Origin of the sequence: Thioalkalivibrio sulfidiphilus HL-EbGr7 (assembly GCF_000021985.1) — a bacterium.
Classification (GTDB): Bacteria; Pseudomonadota; Gammaproteobacteria; order Ectothiorhodospirales; family Ectothiorhodospiraceae; genus Thioalkalivibrio_A; species Thioalkalivibrio_A sulfidiphilus.
On the sequence record NC_011901.1, the window covers coordinates 1,820,979 to 1,838,503 of the forward strand.

The 17,525-nt window shown below is 64.2% G+C and carries 13 protein-coding genes; 7 read left to right on the forward strand and 6 right to left on the reverse strand.

The window, feature by feature from the left end; translation table 11 throughout:
* Positions 1 to 23: 23 nt before the first annotated feature.
* The 3 genes from TGR7_RS08630 to TGR7_RS08640 are packed head-to-tail and all read left to right on the forward strand — an operon-like array spanning position 24 to position 857.
* Positions 24 to 296 (forward strand): BrnT family toxin, encoded by a 273-nt coding sequence (locus TGR7_RS08630; RefSeq protein ID WP_012638287.1) that lies wholly within the window; start codon positions 24 to 26, stop codon positions 294 to 296.
* A complete protein-coding gene (gene brnA, locus TGR7_RS08635; protein WP_012638288.1) occupies positions 277 to 513 on the forward strand; it encodes a type II toxin-antitoxin system BrnA family antitoxin in 237 nt (78 codons plus the stop codon). The genes TGR7_RS08630 and brnA overlap by 20 nt, the downstream gene beginning before the upstream one ends.
* Positions 514 to 563: 50 nt before the next feature.
* A complete protein-coding gene (locus TGR7_RS08640) occupies positions 564 to 857 on the forward strand; it encodes an addiction module antidote protein (RefSeq protein WP_012638289.1) in 294 nt (97 codons plus the stop codon).
* A 77-nt stretch (positions 858 to 934) separates the two neighbouring features.
* On the opposite strand, the gene TGR7_RS08645 is transcribed toward TGR7_RS08640, so the two are convergent.
* The 3 genes from TGR7_RS08645 to TGR7_RS08655 all read right to left on the reverse strand — a co-directional run bounded on the left by TGR7_RS08645 (position 935) and on the right by TGR7_RS08655 (position 6,390).
* Positions 935 to 3,271 carry an ABC transporter substrate-binding protein gene (locus TGR7_RS08645; protein WP_012638290.1) on the reverse strand — a complete coding sequence of 779 codons (2,337 nt, stop codon included), beginning with the start codon at positions 3,269 to 3,271 and terminating at the stop codon, positions 935 to 937.
* 121 nt (positions 3,272 to 3,392) lie between these two features.
* Complete coding sequence (locus tag TGR7_RS08650) at positions 3,393 to 4,853, reverse strand: metal-dependent hydrolase family protein (protein ID WP_012638291.1); 1,461 nt, start codon at positions 4,851 to 4,853, stop codon at positions 3,393 to 3,395.
* A 121-nt stretch (positions 4,854 to 4,974) separates the two neighbouring features.
* The gene (locus tag TGR7_RS08655) at positions 4,975 to 6,390 is read right to left on the reverse strand and encodes a sodium/glutamate symporter (RefSeq protein ID WP_012638292.1); all 1,416 of its coding nucleotides are present in this window, start codon (positions 6,388 to 6,390) and stop codon (positions 4,975 to 4,977) included.
* A gap of 411 nt (positions 6,391 to 6,801) precedes the next feature.
* Between TGR7_RS08655 and TGR7_RS08660 the strand changes: the two genes are divergently transcribed.
* The 4 genes from TGR7_RS08660 (at position 6,802) to TGR7_RS08680 (ending at position 15,416) form a co-directional block, all read left to right on the forward strand.
* Positions 6,802 to 9,093, forward strand: coding sequence for an NADP-dependent malic enzyme (locus tag TGR7_RS08660; RefSeq protein WP_012638293.1), 2,292 nt, complete (start codon positions 6,802 to 6,804; stop codon positions 9,091 to 9,093).
* A 370-nt stretch (positions 9,094 to 9,463) separates the two neighbouring features.
* Complete coding sequence (locus tag TGR7_RS08670) at positions 9,464 to 10,672, forward strand: efflux RND transporter periplasmic adaptor subunit (RefSeq protein ID WP_012638295.1); 1,209 nt, start codon at positions 9,464 to 9,466, stop codon at positions 10,670 to 10,672.
* The gene (locus TGR7_RS08675) at positions 10,669 to 13,752 is read left to right on the forward strand and encodes an efflux RND transporter permease subunit (protein ID WP_012638296.1); all 3,084 of its coding nucleotides are present in this window, start codon (positions 10,669 to 10,671) and stop codon (positions 13,750 to 13,752) included. Before TGR7_RS08670 ends, TGR7_RS08675 begins: the two co-directional genes overlap by 4 nt.
* Positions 13,737 to 15,416 (forward strand): TolC family protein, encoded by a 1,680-nt coding sequence (locus tag TGR7_RS08680; RefSeq protein ID WP_012638297.1) that lies wholly within the window; start codon positions 13,737 to 13,739, stop codon positions 15,414 to 15,416. Before TGR7_RS08675 ends, TGR7_RS08680 begins: the two co-directional genes overlap by 16 nt.
* A gap of 105 nt (positions 15,417 to 15,521) precedes the next feature.
* Here the strand turns inward: TGR7_RS08680 and TGR7_RS08685 are convergent, their stop codons facing one another.
* The 3 genes from TGR7_RS08685 to TGR7_RS08695 all read right to left on the reverse strand — a co-directional run bounded on the left by TGR7_RS08685 (position 15,522) and on the right by TGR7_RS08695 (position 17,418).
* Positions 15,522 to 15,866 carry a hypothetical protein gene (locus TGR7_RS08685; RefSeq protein ID WP_012638298.1) on the reverse strand — a complete coding sequence of 115 codons (345 nt, stop codon included), beginning with the start codon at positions 15,864 to 15,866 and terminating at the stop codon, positions 15,522 to 15,524.
* A gap of 393 nt (positions 15,867 to 16,259) precedes the next feature.
* Complete coding sequence (locus TGR7_RS08690; RefSeq protein ID WP_012638299.1) at positions 16,260 to 16,985, reverse strand: rhodanese-like domain-containing protein; 726 nt, start codon at positions 16,983 to 16,985, stop codon at positions 16,260 to 16,262.
* Positions 16,986 to 16,998: 13 nt separating this feature from the next.
* A complete protein-coding gene (locus tag TGR7_RS08695; RefSeq protein WP_012638300.1) occupies positions 16,999 to 17,418 on the reverse strand; it encodes a hypothetical protein in 420 nt (139 codons plus the stop codon).
* Between the last annotated feature and the right edge of the window lie 107 nt (positions 17,419 to 17,525).

Below are 17,525 nucleotides of genomic sequence, written 5' to 3' on the forward strand. Positions count from 1 at the left end.
AATAAAGGTATAGTTTTTATACCATGCTCTCATTTGAATTCGACGAGCAGAAGAGCCGGGCCAACCGTGCTAAACACGGGATCGATTTCCTTGATGCCCAGGCGCTTTGGCTTGACCCCGCTCTCGTCGAAATCCCCGCCAGGACCGTTGATGAGCCACGGTTTCTGGTCATTGGCAGGATCAAGGGGAAGCACTGGTCGGCAGTCATCACGCACAGGCGCAGCCGTATCCGAATCATCTCTGTTCGTCGGGCCCGGGCCGAAGAGGTAGCCCTTTATGAAAGCGAAGACATTTGATAGCAAATTTGACAACGGCGAGGACGTCACAGACCACCTGGACGTTGCAAAGGCCCGCCGCCCACTGCAGAAGCAGCGAAGAGTCAATGTGGACTTCCCGGACTGGATGATCGAATCCCTGGACCGGGAGGCCAGTCGCCTGGGCGTCACGCGTCAATCGATCATCAAGGTCTGGTTGGCCGAACGCCTGGAGCAGACCGCCGCCAAGCGGACGTGACTCATGAATATCATCCGATAACGACCATGCTTGGAGACACCTCAGAAGCCATGAAGCAACCCCGCACCATCCCCTATGACGTCGCGGACCAGCTGCGCACGCCTGAGGAAATGGCCGAGTATCTCGAGGCCTGGCTGACCGAGGCGCCGGAGGATGTGGCAGGGATCGCCGGTGCCCTCGGGGATATCGCTCGCGCCAAGGGCATGTCGGCAGTGGCGCGGCAGGCCGGTCTCAGTCGCGAGAGCCTGTACAAGGCGCTCAGCGAGAACGGCAATCCCAGCCTGGCAACGGTATTGAAGGTGGCCAAGACGCTGGGACTGCGGTTACACGCCAAAGTGGCGTAGCAGCCCCGCCCCCCCAGCCGTAGGAGTCCTGTTCTCTGGGCGAATACTCCCGCAGACCCGGTCAACCCTGGAGTCGGTCAGTTACTGACAACCCGGTTACGCCCCTGCTGCTTGGCCTGATACAGACGCTTGTCCGCATGGCTGATCCAGTCATTCACAGATTGCGACGGCCGTAACTCTGCGATACCAGAACTGACAGTCTGGGTGCCGACTTCTTCAAAGACGATTTCGGCCAGTTGCACACGCACCCTGTTGGCCAGGTCGGCCGCATCCAAGGCGGTGGTTTCCGGACAGATCAGTAAGAATTCCTCGCCACCCCAGCGCCCGAACACATCGCTTTTGCGTGCAAGGCTCAACACAAGTTCGGTAAAGCGCCGCAAGATCAGATCGCCGGCATGGTGTCCGTGAGTGTCGTTGACACGTTTGAAATCATCCAGGTCAAACATCACCACCGAAACTGGTCGTTTATAGCGCTCGGCCAGGGCGTGCTGCTGTTGCAGGACTTCATCGAGTTTGAGACGGTTGTAGGCCCCGGTCAGTTTGTCGGTAATCGATAGCAGTTCCAGTTGATGGTTTTGCTCGATCAGGCGCTGCTCGGCCAGATGTAGTTGTCGATTGGCCTCTTGCAAGCGTCGGTGCAAGCGACGCACTCGCCAGGCATCCAGGCTGACCAGGGCGAGTATCAGCAGCAGGGCGATGAAGTAGGGCGCTACCTTGCTCAGGTCGGGGCGGGTTTCCACCTCCAGACGCACCCACTTGTCGTAGATGGCGTCCCGTTCCTCCTGGCTGATCGCATCCAGACCCTTTTGCAGGATGGTGCGCAACTCAGGCCAGTCGCTGCGCACGCCCATGGCCAGATCGAAGCCCAGCGGCAACTGGCCCGATACCTTGAGGTTGGACAAGCCACGTTGCTTGATCAGAAAAGTCACTGAAGCGAGGTTATCGACAAGGGCATAAACCTCGCCCGTGGCGACGCGCTCCAGTCCCTCGACCGTGGTGTCCACCAAGCGTAAAGGGATCTCCGGTTGATTGCTTGCCAGCCATTCGTGCGAGGCGTAACCCCTGACCACGGCCACCTTTTTGCCATGCAGTCGCACGGGGCTGTCAATGTAATCCACTCCCATGTCGGTGACGATGACCATGGGTGAGCGGATGTAGGGCTGGGTGAACAAGGCAAAATGATCACGTTCCGGGGTTCGCGCAGCCATGGCGAACATGTCCAGTTCGCGTTCACGCACCATCGTCACGGCATCGGCCCACGAGACCCCTTGCGCGATTTCAAACCTGATTCCCAGGCGCTGGGACAGCAATGCCAGGTAATCCGCGGCGATCCCTCCGTGCTGACCGGATTCATCCACGAATTCCATGGGATACCAGCTTGGGTCGACCGCTACACGAATCACGTCGTTCTGATCCAGGAAGAGACTTTCTTCGTCTGTGAGGTTGCTGCCTTCGCCGGCAGCGCGATCGAAATACATGCGTCGATCGACGCGAAAATGATCATCCAGGAGGCCGTGACGCTGGTAGATGCCGGCGATGTACTGGAGTCGTCCACTGTCGAGTGTGCCGAGCGGCACGGCGAAACGATCTACCGCCTGCTCGATGGCATGGGCTTCAAACATCAGGGCGGCCAGGGATTTTCGCTGGCTGTATTTCTCCCGTATCAGTTGGGCGATCTCCAGCTTGTTGTCCAGGGCATACTCCCACCCGCGCAATACCGCCCGACGCATCGCCTGCAAACGCTCTGGATGCTGTATTGCCTCGGACTCCGAGCTGAACAGCATGTCCCCGTACATATCGATGCCGTAATGCGCGGGATGGATGATGCGCACGTCCAGACCTTTCTCACGCAGCTGGAAGGGTTCATTGCTGCTGTAGGCGAAAATGGCATCCGTTTCGTTACGAATCAGCGCCTCGAGATCCGGACTGTAGGGTTGGCGAATCACTCCCTGGGCCAATACCCCTTGTTCGGCGAGCATCGCCATGATCGGGAAACCGTCGGTCTCGTTGTTGTAGAGGCGCACCCGCCGGCCGACCAGATCCTGTGGTGAGAGGATCCCCGAATCGGCCCGGGTCACGATCACATTGGGCGAGTGTTGGAAGATCGGGGCCACGATACGCAGCGGGGCGCCCTGTTGCTGATAGAGCAGGATGGCGGAATCGGCGATGCCGTACTCGGCTTCGCCCGCAAGAACCTGCTGGATGTTGTTGCGGCTGATGTCCCGTTCGATCAGCTCGACCTGCAGGCCTTCCTCGGCGAAATAGCCTTTTTCCAGGGCGGCGTAATAGCCAGCAAACTGAAACTGATGAAACCACTTGAGCTGGATACGCACGGTCTCAGCTGAGGCCAGCGAGCCAGATGTGGTCAGGAACAGCACCATCATCAATAACAGGCCCCGCTGTATTGCCCTCATGTTCGATCTATCCGCGCTGATGGACTTTCAGGTTCTGTATTAGGCCCACAAACTGCGATGCCTAAACGCAAAGAATACCCGTAATGCATTAGTAAACTCTAATGCATTACGGAGGCCCCTCTCAGGACAAAGTATTCTTGAAAATGGACCCGCCCTTCATGATCAGGCGCAACTTGTCCGCCGGTTCATCGAGCCAGCTGAGGTCGGTTTCCGGGTCGCCGTCCACCACCAGCAGGTCGGCCAGCGCCCCTTCGGTGATGACGCCAAGACGACCGTCATAAGGGGCACGTTCACCGGACAGCGCCAGCAGTCTGCCAGCGGCGCCGGTGGCCATGTGCAGGGCCTCCAGGGGCGACATGAAGCGGGCGAGCTTGGCGAGCTGGCGGCCCTGGCTGGCGCCTCCGGCGGCGCTGAACAGGATATCGGTGCCGAAGACCATGGGTACGCCGTGCTTGCGGCCCAGTTCAAAGGCCCGGACCGTGCCCTCCGACACCTGGAGTTGCTTGGCCCGGGAGACGGGATCGCTCTTGGGGTTGGCGTCCTCGTCGTCCAGAAAGGGCTGGATGCTCCACCACACGCCTTCATCCGCCATCATGCGCACGGTGTCCTCGTCGGCCAGCTGACCGTGCTCGATGGATTTGACCCCGGCGCGGATGGCGCGCTGGATGCCCGTGGGGGTGTAGACGTGGGCACACACGTAGGTGCCCCAGTCCTCGGCGGCACGCACGGCGGCACGCATTTCCTCTTCCAGGAACTGGGCCGTATCCAGGGGATCGTACAGGCTGGAGACGCCGCCGCCGGCCATGATCTTGATCTGGCTGGCGCCCTTCATGAGCTGTTCCCGGGTGCGACGCAGGACTTCATCAACCCCGTCGGCAATGGCCGCCACGCCGCTGGCCTCTATATGACTGGGCGGCGTGCCGGGCATGCGTGGCAGCTCGTGCAGGTGCCGGAAATCGCCGTGTCCGGAGGTCTGGGAGATCATCGCCCCGGAGGGGAAGATGCGCGGGCCGCTGACCACGCCCCGGTCGATGGCCATCTTCAGGCCGAAGGCCGGTCCGCCCACGTCGCGCACCGTGGTGAAGCCGCGCATCAGGGTGGCGCCCGCCTCGCGGCCCGCCATCAGGTGCAGAAAGCCCACGTCGGCGGTCATGGCCACCATCTGGCTCACACCCGCCAGGGTGGCGTGCCAGTGGGCGTCGATCAGGCCGGGGATCACCGCCCGTCCGCCGCAGTCGATCACCTGGGTGTCGGCGGGGCGCTGTCCGCGGCGGGGCAGGGCGGCGATGCGCCCGCCTTCGATCAGGATGTCCACGTCGTCCCGCAGGGAGAGCGTCTCGCCGTCGAACAGGCGCAGATGGGTGAGCAGCAGCGGCTGGCCCGGTGCCTGGGCCCGGACCTCACGGGGCGCGAGACCGAAGCCCGCGAACATGCCCAGCACGGCGGCGGCACCGCCCAGGAACTGCCGACGTGTCAGGTCGGCGTCGATGCGCTGGAAGGCGGCCTGGGTATGGGGCGCGCCACAGTGACAGGGATTGATGCCGCTTGCGGCGGCGTGTGGCGCACAACACGTCATACCCATGGTGGATGCTCCGCCTCTGAAAGGGTGTCCGGATTTGCATTGAAGTATTGCATGTGACCCGGCTGTACGCACCGATCGACAAGGAACTCACGGCGGCACGGCGCCATTGGGGAAACCGAGCTTAAGTCGAAGATGATGCCTTCTCCGGTCTGAAGACCCAAAACCCGAATACCAGCCAGCCCAGCATGAGCACGCTGCACAGGATCAGTATGGGCAGGGCGCCGAAGTGGTAGATCAGGGGCAGGGACAGGGCCGTGAACAGGCCGCCGCCCACCACCGGCTCGAACAGCAGCTGCTTGTAGCCGAAGCTCTCCATGGCCCCGGACCGGTTGTCCGGGTCGGCCATGCGCACCAGGAGCAGGCCGATCACGGTCATGCCGATGCCCTGGCCGAAGTTGGCCAGGCCCATGGGGAACCAGTCTTTGGGAAACATGCGCGGCGCCAGCACCAGGAAACCGAACAGGGCCCAGGCGATGCCCGCGACGGCGAGGATCAGGAAGGTCCAGATGTGGCTGCCCACGGCCTCCAGCGACAGGGTGGCCAGGGCGGAGATGATCAGCACGTCCAGGGCGGCGCCGGAGATGCGGTTGACCAGGCCCCGGTCCAGGGATTTCGCATGTCCCAGGCGCATGAGCGCCACCTGAACCAGCACGCCACCCACCATGGCCAGCGGGAACAGCGGGATGTGCTCCATGAGGGCCAATCCGTCAGCGCCGCGATTCCAGGTGACGGATTCCACCCAGATGAGTCCCTGCAGGATCAGCCAGCCGATGGCGATGGCCAGGGCGAAGAAACCCAGGTGGATGGACAGCGGATCGATGGAGCGGGCCCGGGAAAATCGGGGCACGGATTCCCGCTCGTCGTGGTCGCTGAAGCGCTCCGTATCCATGCGCTGTGCTTCCTCGATATCCAGGCGGCCGCTGCGCACACCCCAGTTGACCAGGATCGTGCCCAGCAGGACACCGGCCACCACGCCCACGGTGGCCAGCCCCAGGGCCAGGTCCGCGCCGTTTTCGAAGCCGAGTTCTCGAAACGTTCCCGCCAGGCCCGCGGCCGTACCGTGGCCACCCTCGAAGCCGATCTCAATCAGGGCGCCGGCCATGGGGCTGACGCCGAATACCGGGGTCAGCAGCAGCAGTGCCAGGGACAGGCCGATGACATACTGGCCCCAGGCCAGGGTCTGGCCGTGGGCTACCATGGGGCCGGCCCGGCGCCAGATGGCCCTGGGGCCGGGGATGGTCTTGCCCAGGAACAGTCCGGCGAACACCACGCTGATCAGAAGACCCGGCAGGCCGGACCAGATCTCCAGGCTGGCCTGGGGGAGCAGTCCGGTGGCGAATCTCGATTCGTCACCGGACAACAGGGATGCGAGCGCGCCGAAGCCCTGGGGACCCAGCAATAGGCCAAGCGCGCCACCCAGGATTGCACTGGGCAGGAACAGTTTGCCGAACAGGGCGACGTGCACCCGGAGCCATTTACCGGCGAGCATGAGCAGGCCGAGCAGGACCAGGGCCATGAACAGTTGATCCAGGGACATGGAAACCTCCTTGTGGGCGCTGACCAAGGATGGCGTTAAGCCTAACATGGATGACCCATAAGAGTTCGCATAATGTATATTATGTTAAATGCAAGATGTGTACGGATGGCTTCCATGTGGCAGTACTCCCTTCCCTGAGCCTCTTTGGCTGGTTCACTGGCAGGCTGCGCGACGTATATTCTGCATAAAGTATGTTGCGTATCTTTATGTTTATAGATAACTAATTAATTTTCTTCACCCGCTTTTCATGTTCTTCTCTGAGATGACGCACCTGTGTCACGGCTCAATCGCAAGCCTCGCGCCCGCCTTTTGTGTGCAAATCCCCGCCATCACACATAATCAGGGTACGCGGTGCGCAGCATGCAGGTGCTGCCCACTTCATTCACGCCGGATACCCGACAAGGCGGCCCCATGGACAAGACCACCCTCGACCAGGCGGCGCTCGACTACCACGCCCTGCCAACCCCGGGAAAACTCGCCGTTGTACCCACCAAGGGGCTGACGAACCAGCGGGACCTGGCCCTGGCCTACTCGCCGGGCGTGGCGGCCGCCTCCCGGGCCATTGCAGGAAATCCCGCCGAGGCGGCGCGGCTGACGGCCCGCAGCAACCTGGTGGGTGTGGTCACCAACGGCACGGCGGTGCTGGGGCTCGGGCAGATCGGCCCCCTGGCCGCCAAGCCGGTGATGGAGGGCAAGGCGGTCCTGTTCAAGAAGTTCGCCAATATCGACGTGTTCGATCTTGAGCTCAACGAGCGCGACCCTGACAAGCTGGTGGAGATGATCGCGGCCCTGGAGCCCACCTTCGGGGGGATCAACCTGGAGGACATCAAGGCCCCTGAATGCTTCCAGATCGAGAGCCGTCTACGGGAGCGCATGAATATCCCGGTGTTCCACGACGACCAGCACGGCACGGCCATCGTGGTGGCGGCGGCGGTGCTCAATGCCATGACCCTGGCCAGCAAGGATCTGAAGCGGGTCAAGCTGGTCACCTCCGGTGCCGGTGCGGCCGCCCTGGCCTGCCTGGACCTGCTGGTGACCCTGGGGCTGCCCGAGGAGAACATCTGGGTCACCGACATCGAGGGGGTGGTCTACGAGGGGCGGACCGCGGAGATGGACCCCTACAAGGCCCGCTATGCCAAGCGCACCGAGGCCCGCGGACTGGCTGAGGTGATCCAGGACGCCGACGTCTTCCTGGGGCTCTCGGCCGGCGGTGTGCTCAAGCCCGAGATGGTGGCGCGCATGGCCCCCTTCCCGCTCATCATGGCCCTGGCCAATCCCGATCCGGAGATTCTGCCGGAAGAGGTGGTCAAGGTGCGCCAGGACGCCCTGATCGCCACCGGGCGCTCGGACTATCCGAACCAGGTGAACAACGTGTTGTGTTTCCCCTTCATCTTTCGCGGCGCCCTGGACGTGGGGGCGCGCACCATCAGCGACGAGATGAAGGTGGCCGCCGTGCACGCGCTGGCGGAACTGGCCCGCGCCCAGCCTTCCGACGTGGTGGCCCAGGCCTATGGCGAGACCAACCTGCGTTTCGGTCCCACCTACCTGATTCCCAAGCCCTTCGATCCACGCCTGATCGTGAAGATCGCACCCATGGTGGCCAGGGCGGCCATGGACTCGGGCGTGGCCACCACGCCCATCGAGGACCTGGAGGCCTACCGGGATCACCTGAGCAACTTCGTCTACCAGTCCGGCTTCGTCATGAAGCCGGTGTTCGCGGCGGCCAAGCTCGCGCCCCGGCGCGTGGTGTTCGCCGAGGGCGAGGACGAGCGGGTGCTGCACGCGGTGCAGACGGTGCTGGAGGAAGGGCTTGCGCACCCGATCCTCATCGGCCGGCCCGAGGTGGTGCAGATGCGTATCGAGCGCATCGGTCTGCAGCTGGAGCCGGGCAAGGACTTCGAACTGGTCAACCCGGATTCCGACCCGCGCTACCGGCCGCTCTGGACCGACTACCACGAACTGCTGGGACGCAGGGGCGTCACGCCGGACATCGCCAAGAAACTCATGCGCAGCGACACCACCCTGATCGGCTGCATGCTGCTGCGCCACGGCTATGCGGATGCCCTGATCTGCGGCGTCACCGGGCGGCTCTCCCATCACCTGCAGCATGTCTCAGATGTCATCGGCCGTGCCCCGGGGCGGCATCACTTCGCCGCCATGAGCGTGTTGCTCCTGCCGGGTCGCACCCTGTTCATCAGCGACACCTACGTCAACGAGAACCCCGACGCCGCCACCATTGCCGAGATCACGCTCATGGCGGCCGACGCGGTGCGCCGTTTCGGTGTTACGCCCAGGGTCGCCCTGCTCTCCTATTCCAGCTTTGGCAGCGAGCACTACCCGGGGGCACGCAAGCTGGCGGAGGCCCGCGCCATGATCGAACGCCTGGACCCGGACCTGGAGGTGGACGGCGAGATGCAGGCCGATGCCGCCCTGCGCGAGGAGGTGCGCGAGCGCCTTTACCAGGGATGCCGTCTCACGGGCGAGGCGAATCTGCTCATCATGCCCAACGTGGATGCCGCCAACATCGCTTTCAACCTGCTCAAGGCCGCCAGTGGCGAGGGTGTCAGCGTGGGCCCGATCCTGCTCGGCGCCGCCCGCCCGGTGCACATCCTCACGGAGACGGCCTCGGTGCGTCGCCTGGTCAACATGACCGCCCTGGCGGTGGTCGAGGCCCAGCAGGAGCACCCGGGCGCCCTGCCCTGAGCATTTCCCCTCACATGACATCTCATCACCGGACAGTTTGACCTGTCCCTGGCCGCGCCATGCTCTGGCACAATCAGTGAACATCCGCGCAGCCAATCGGTCGCATCCCGTGTGTGATTTATGCCGGGGTCAACCAGGCCTGCAGCTGATGCGTTAAATGTTATGTACGCCGTCCCAACACCGTGGAGGCTTTTCGAAGTGGACAATAGCGCAGATTCAACCCAGCAGGAGCAAGACGAGCGTCCCGGCGAGGACCGGGACAGGGAAGCCGGAGATGACCAGGCAAAAAAGGCCATCCTGGATCGCAGTACCGCCGAATTGGCCGGCGGCTTCAGGGTCATAACGCAGACCAACAAACGAAACGAATAACATGAACAAACTGATCCTCCCCGCCCTGCTCCTCGTCGCCTTTGCCACTGTCCTATGGTGGCTCAATGCCCCCGAGACCCCCGATGCCTCGGCGCCGGGCGCCGCGCCCGGCGCCGTGCAGGGTTCCTCGCGGGCGGTGGCGGTCACGGTGGCGGAGGTAGAGAGCCGGGAGATGCGCGAGGTGCTGCGCTTTACCGGTTCCCTGGTCGCCGCCAGCCGGGTGGAGATCACACCCCGCGTGGCGGGACGGCTTGACCGCGTGTTCGTGGATATCGGCGACACCGTGCGCCGGGGTGATCTGCTGGCGCGACTGGACACCGATGCCTTCGAGCAGGAATTGCAGCAGTCCCGGGCTGAGCTGGCGGTGGCCCGTGCCGGGCTGGCCGAGGCGGAGGCCTCCCTGGAGGCGGCGCGGCGCGCCCTGGTGCGCACCCGGGAACTGCGTGCCCAGCGGGTCGCTTCACAGTCGGAACTGGAGGCGGCAGAGACCGAGGTCCAGGCCCAGGCGGCACGTCTGGAGCTGGCCCGTTCCCAGATCCAGCAACGGGAGGCGGCCCTGGCCGGGGCGCAGATCCGCTTGTCCTACACGGAGTTGCGTGCCCAGTGGCACGGCGATGACACCGAGCGCCTGGTGGCCGAACGTTACGCCGACGAGGGCGTCATTCTCCAGGCCAACAGCCCAGTGCTGGCCCTGGTGGAGCCCAATCCCCTGCGCGCGGTCGTGTTCGTCACCGAGCGTGACTACGCGCGTCTTGCCCCGGGGCAGGAGGCGATCCTGCGTGCCGAGGCCTATCCCGGAGAGCGATTCACCGGCGCACTCTCCCGGCTTGCGCCGGAGTTCCGTGAGACCTCGCGGCAGGCGCGGGTGGAGATCAGCGTGCCCAATGATGAATTGCGCCTGCGACCGGGTATGTTCGTGGAGGCCAGCATCCAGGTGAGCCGCGTCGAGAATGCCACGGTCGTGCCCCTGGACGCCCTGGTGGAACGGGAGGGGGCGCCGGGTGTGTTCCTGCTGGATGAATCCGGCGAGGCGCCCCTGGCGCGCTTCGTGCCGGTGGGCACGGGGGTGCGTGAGGGCGACTGGGTGGAGATCCGCAGTCCCGAGCTGCAAGGCCGTGTGGTGACCCTGGGCCATCACCTGCTCAGTGACAGTGGCCGGGTGCGCGTGGTGGACGCCGAGCAGGTGGACGGCCGGGGCGCCCGTCGATGAACGTCGCCCGCTTCACCGTCCCCCGTCCGGTGTTCACCGTGATGGTGACCCTGATCGTGGTCACCCTCGGGCTGATGGCCCTGTCGCGTCTGCCCATCGATCTGCTGCCGGACATCACCTACCCCACCATCACCGTCACCACCAGCTATGCCAACGCCGGCCCGGAAGAGGTGGAACAACTGGTGACCCGGCCCATCGAGGAGGTGGTCGCCGCGGTGCCCGGGGTACTGGAGATCACCTCCACCTCCTCCGAGGGCAACAGCAGCGTGCGGATCTCCTTTGACTGGGGCGCGAACCTGGACGAGGCCACCAACGATGTGCGCGACCGTCTCGAGCGCATCGTCAACCGCCTGCCGGAGAACGCCGATCGACCCCGGGTGCGCAAGTTCGACACTGCCATGTCGCCGGTGATGCTGGTGGGCATCGCCGGGCGACTGGATCCCCTGGAGATGCGCCAGATCATCGACGACCGGATTCGTCCGCGCCTGGAGCGGGTGCCCGGCGTGGCGGCCATGGACATCTGGGGCGGTCTGGAGCGCGAGGTGCGCGTGGAGGTCTTCCCGGAACGCCTGCAGGCCCTGGGCCTGAGCCTGGAGGACATCCGCAATGCCATCCGGGATGCCAACGTGAACGTGCCTGCCGGCGAGATCGTCCAGGGGCGTCTGGATCTGCGCGTGCGCACGCCTGGCGAGTTCGAGAGCCTGGAGGAACTGCGCGCCACCGTGGTGGCGGTGCGTGACGGCGCACCCATCACCCTGCACCAGGTGGCCCAGGTGCGCGATACCCACCAGCGCATTACCCGCATCATCCGCATCAACGGTGAACCGGGTGTGCGCCTGGCGGTGCGCAAGCAGTCGGACGCCAACACCGTGGAGGTGGCCCGTGCCGTGCAGCAGGAGATCCGCCGACTCAACGCGGACTTCCCGCAGCTGAGCATCACGGTGCCCATCAACAATGCCCGTTATATCGAACGCTCCATCGAGAACGTCAGTCGTTCCATTCTCTATGGTGGCAGTCTCGCCCTGCTGGTGTTGCTGTTCTTCCTCAGAAACCTGCGCTTCACCCTGGTGGCCGCCACCGCCATCCCGGTCTCGGTGATCGCCACCTTCGGGCTGATCTATTTCGGCGGCTTCACCCTGAATCTCATGACCCTGGGCGGCCTGGCCCTGGGCGTCGGTCTGATGGTGGACAACGCCATCGTGGTGATCGAGAACATCGCCCGCCGGCGCACGGAAGACGGCCTGGCCCCGCTCGATGCCGCAGTCCATGGCACCGGCGATGTCTCTGCCGCCATCATCGCCAGTACCCTGACCACGCTCGCCATCTTCATGCCCATGTTCTTCGCCCAGGACCTGGCGGGCATCCTGTTCAAGCAGCTGGCCTTCGTGGTGGCCTTCTCGCTGTTCTGTTCCCTGCTGGTGGCGCTCACCCTGGTGCCCATGCTCATGGGCCGACGCCTGACCATCGCCACGCACCAGAGCATCGCGCCGGTGGCCGCGCTGGGCCGCACCGCGCGCCGGCTGGTGGAGGCCATCGAGTCCGGATACCTTTTCCTGCTCGAGCGCAGCCAGAACCAGCGCTGGTTCATCATCATGCTGAGCATTGGCCTGTTTGCCGTGGCGCTCTCGCTGATCCCCCGTCTGGGCACCGAATTCATGCCGCCCACCGATGAGGGTGAGATTCGGGTCAACATCGAGATGGAGGCCGGGACCCGGCTCGAGGTGCTGGACGCCCAGGTGGTGCGCATCGAGCAGATCCTGCTGGAGCGGGTGCCGGAGCTGCGCAGCACCATCGTCAGCGTGGGTCCCAACAATTCCGCACGCATCCAGGTGGGTCTCACGGAGCTAGCCGAGCGCAGCCGTTCCAGCGAGGAGATCGCCGCCGAGCTGCGTCGCCATCTCACCGGCATTGCCGGCACCACGGTGCGCGTGCGTGCCAGCCAGGGCATGGTGATCCGAGGCCTGGGTGGCGAGGACGGCGAACGGCTGACCGTGGAGGTGCGCGGTTTCGACCTGGCACAACTGGACATGATCGCCCAGGAGGTCTCGGCAAGGTTGCGCACGGTAGAAGGCATCACCGACGTGCGCCTGGGCCGGGACGATGGCCTGCCCCAGCAGATGGTGCGCATCGATCGGGCCCGGGCCGCGGACCTGGGCGTGAGCGTGGCGCAGGTGGCGCGCACGCTCGAGACCGCCCTGGGCGGTGCAAGCGCCGGTGAATTCCGCTACGCGGGCACGGAGTCCCGCATCCTGGTGCAGCTCAACAACGCCGACCGTCTCACCCTGGAGGACATCCTTCAGCTGACCCTGCCCGGGCGCGGTGGCGAGCCCGTGTCCCTGCGCAACCTGGTGAGCTTCGAGATGGGCCTCGGGCCCACCAGCATCCAGCGCAAGGAGCAGCAGCGCATCAACACCGTCTCTGCCAACATCGCCGGGCGGGATCTCGGCTCCGTGGTGGCGGATGCGCGTGCCAGCATCGCGGACCTGCCCCTGCCCCGCAACGTGGACGTGATCTTTGCCGGTGATTTCGAGGAACAGCAGCGCGCATTCACGGAACTGTCCATCGCCCTGATCATGGCCATCGCCCTGGTGTACATGGTCATGGCGAGCCTGTACGAATCCCTGCGCGATCCGCTCATCGTGATGATGTCCGTGCCCCTGGCGCTCATCGGTGTGGTGGGCCTGCTGCTGGCCACAGAGTCCACCATCAACGTGCAGTCCATGATCGGCGTGATCATGCTGGTGGGCATTGCGGTGAACAACGCCATCCTCCTGGTGGATCAGAGCGCGCGCCTGCACCGGGACGAGGGCTGGGCGGTCATGGACGCGGTGCGCGAGGCCGGACGCCGGCGCCTGCGTCCCATCCTGATGACCTCGCTGACCACCATCCTGGCCCTGATCCCCCTGGCCCTGGGTGTGGGAGAAGGCGGCGAGGCCCAGGCGCCCATGGCCCGTGCGGTGATCGGCGGGCTGCTCAGTTCCACCCTGATCACCCTGCTGCTGATCCCGGCGCTCTACACCCTGTTCCATCGCGACCGGCCACGCACAGAACAAGGACAAGCCCCATGCACCAACGCCTGATTCCCCTGCTCTGTGCGCTGTGCCTCCCTGCCCTGTCCATGGCGCAGGACACCGGCAGCGCGTCGCGTCCCGGTGATGCCGGGCGTAGCCAGATCGAGACCCGCGCCGTGGATATCAACGCACCGCGGGTGGACGATCAGGAACTGCGCCTGGACAAGGGCAGTCCGGTGGCCTCCGATGGCGTGCGTGGACAGGGGCTGAGGCTGGATATCCCCGAGGGCTGGTCGCCAGTGACCGGCGATAGCGAGACCCTGTCGCTGTCCGTGGAGAACGCGGTGTTCCTGGCCCTGCGTCACAACCGGGCGCTGTCCATCCAGCAGCTGCGGCCGCTGATCACCGGCACCTTCGAGGCCACCGAGCGCGCGGTGTTCGACCCGGTGCTGTTTGCCGAGGCCAGCCATTCGGGTGATCGGGTGGTCAGGCAGCTGGTGGAGGTCGAGGAAGTCGATCTCGTGACCTCGGATCGGGATCTTCTCGAGGCCGGCGTGCGTCAGCAGTTTCCCACCGGTACCCAGGTGGAGCTCAGTCTGAGAAGCGTGCGCAGCGGCTCCAGCCGACTCGATGACGACCAGTTCAGCGCCCGTGCCGGCATCACCCTGACCCAGGCCCTGCTGCGCGGTGCACGCATGGAATCCAACCTGGCCCGTCTGCGCCAGGCCGAGCTGGATACCCTGGCCTCGGAGTACGAGCTGCGCGGATTCGCCGAGGCCCTGGTGGCGGACGTGGAGCGCGCCTACTGGGACTTCGTACTGGCGAGCCGCCGCACGGAGATCTTCGCCGAGGCCCTGGCCGTGGCCGAGCAGCAGCTCTCCGATACCCGCAGCCGCATCCGCGTCGGTCAGCGCGCCGAGACCGAGGAGACCGCGGCGCTTGCCGAGGTGGCCCTGCGACGCCAGGGACTCATCAATGCCCGGGCCCAGCAGGCCACCACGCGCATGCGCCTGTTGCAGCTGGTCAACCCCGCCGGTGCCAGTTGGGATACGCGCATCGAACTGGAGCAGCGTCCGGAGATCTCCACCAGCGTGCTGGATCCGGTGGACCTGCACGTGCGGCTGGCCCGGCAGTTGCGGCCGGATCTCAATGAGTCCCGCATCCGCGCCCGGCGCGGCGAACTGGAGGTCATCCGCACGCGACAGGGTCTGTTGCCGCGTCTGGATCTGTTCATCACCCTGGGCGAGTCCGGCTATGCCGATGCCTTCGGCCGTGCCTGGCGGGATCTGGATGGCCCCGGCTATGACTACAGTCTGGGCCTGCGTTTCGAGACGCCTTTCGGCAACAGGGCCGCCCAGGCGGAGACGCGCAGGGCCCGCCTGAGTCGCCAGCAGGCCCTGGAGGCCGTGGCCAACCTGGCGCAGCTCGCCGCACTGGACGTGCAGACGGCCTGGCTCGAGGCGGAACGCACCCGTGAACAGATCAATGCCACGAAGGTGACCCGCGAGTTGCAGGAAGAGGTATTGCGCGCGGAGCAGGCGCGTTTCGCCGTGGGCACAGGAACCGCCCTGGCGCTGGCCCAGGCGCAGCGGGATCTGCTGGAAAGCCAGCTGGAGGAAGTGGAGGCGTTGATCCGCCATCGCCAGGCCCTCACCGACCTGTATCGTCAGAGCGGAACCCTGCTGATCCGCAGGGGCATCAATGCGGCGGGTGATGAGGAAGTGGTTTTGTAGGCGTAAGGAGTGAGGCGTCAGGAGTCAGGCATGAGGCGGCGGCCTGCAGGCCGCCGCCTTTGCTGACTATGACACGCCTGTCCCTTCATGCCGCATCCTTTACGTTCAAAGCGAGTAGGCCACCATGCGACGGATGCCGTCGATGCGGTTGTCCTCCTGGTAGAGCACGAAGACCGCATCCCTGGCCTCGTCGGAGAGTTTCTGATAGAGCAGATGGGTGCCCAGGAAGCGCTCGCTCAGTTCCTGTTCGAAGGCGTTCCTGTCCAGGCCCGGCGTCAGGGCGCTGCGGCCGGAGGGCACGCTGATTTCCGAGTGGATCGCCTGGGTCGAGCTGTCCAGAGCGGCCAGTTGCTGGAACTGTTCCGCCTCACCCTGACTGGCATAGACGGAACCGATGATGAAGAAGGCGGCGGTGGTAACGACAGTCCGTGTGATCTTCCGTGTAAACATGTTTGTATCTCCCGGGCGATGCCCAATCATCAGGTCAGCTTGCAGTGTCACTCTGGCAGTGATCAGGACCCTTGTGCAGAGATCGGCGTCACAGCTTTGCATGCGGGTCCTGCGGTGTCTTCAGTCAGTCAGTCGGTCGTCGGACACTGAGAGGGAGGCTAGCGGGAAGAAATGCGTTTGGGGGGGCACTGAGGATGAGATGCTGCGATTTACGGACAGGCTGTGAACCGACCTTCCATTCTGTGACCGGGCTCCCACGCAAAGTGTGACGGCCAGCGCGTGCAGCCCCTATGACCGTCACTGGCAGCTGCGGCGGAGTGATCTCTGGGGATGATGGATTCTATCAGCTGACCAGATGAATGGGTGCGGTGTGTGGGAGATAGGAATGAAGCCTCACTGGTTCTCCGGGATGATGACGGTGAGACCGAACAACTGCCACATCTGCATCCCTCCACGGTAGGAGTAGAGCTTTTCCGCCGGATAGCCAATATCCAGCAGTGCCCTGATGGCCCTGGGAGACTGGTCACACCAGGGGCCATTGCACCAGAGCATGAGTTCCTTTGCGTCGCTGAAATCCCAGCGACCCTCGTTGGCTGATGCTGTACGGCTCATAAGTCCGCTCAGCCTGTCCAGCAGCCCCGACCACCAGGATGTCTGCGCCACGCGCGGAATGACGCCAAGCTGTGCCATGAGCCCCTGGAATGCCTGAGTGTCTTCGCTCTCGAGGAATGCGGTAAAGGGAATATGGATGGAGCCTGGAATCGTGCCGCGCTCGTACCATGCTTGTGTCCTCGCATCGATCAGCAGTTGTTTTTCCGGACCAGCGCCTCGGGAAACGAACTGAAGCAATTCCAACTCGCCGACGGTCTTGACATCGGGAGCCACCTGGATCGGATTGATGCAAAATGGTGGGCAATGCCGCGATGTGCGCGCATAGCTCCCGGTGATGACGTGTGTTTCGTCCTGAATGCGCTGAACCCTTATCTGCTGTTGTCCATGTGATACATCCACGTAGGGAAGATCGGGTGCAATGCCCACCGGATAATCTAGAGATTGAGATTGGGACTGCGCGCTTGCAGACCAGAATAAGAGACCGAGCAGAATCGCGGCATGCTTCATGGTCAGACCTCCTTTACATCGAATAGGCAATCTGGCGCCGGATGACAGCAATCCGGTTGTCCTGTCTGTAGCCTTCATAAATCGTCAGCCGAATGTCTCCGGCGAGGCTCTTGTATATCATGCTGGTTCCGGGGAAACGTCGTTCCAGTTCCGCCTCGAAATCCTCAAGGCCCATGCCCGGGGTCATGAAATCCCTGGCGCGCACACTTGCCGGTCGCGTATCGGTGGGGTCCAGTCGTTGGGCATTGGCGGGTGTATCCAGGACACTTGCCTCCCTTTCGATGGCGCTCAGATAGGGATCTGTGTCGGCAATGAGCTGTCCGCCCGTGAGTGTGACGAACAGCGCGAACGGAAGCACTCCAGTTCTGGAACGGCGCCTGATCGATCTCAAGGTTGAGGCCCTCGTACCTGTCAGGTTCTGGTGCTTGACCATGGGCGTACCTGAGGAAAGCCTAAAAAAGGCCGCCCCGAAGGGCGGCACATGGGAGACGATGCCTAGAGGAGGTCAGGACAATCGCCTTGCTTGCCGGGTTGCTCTGT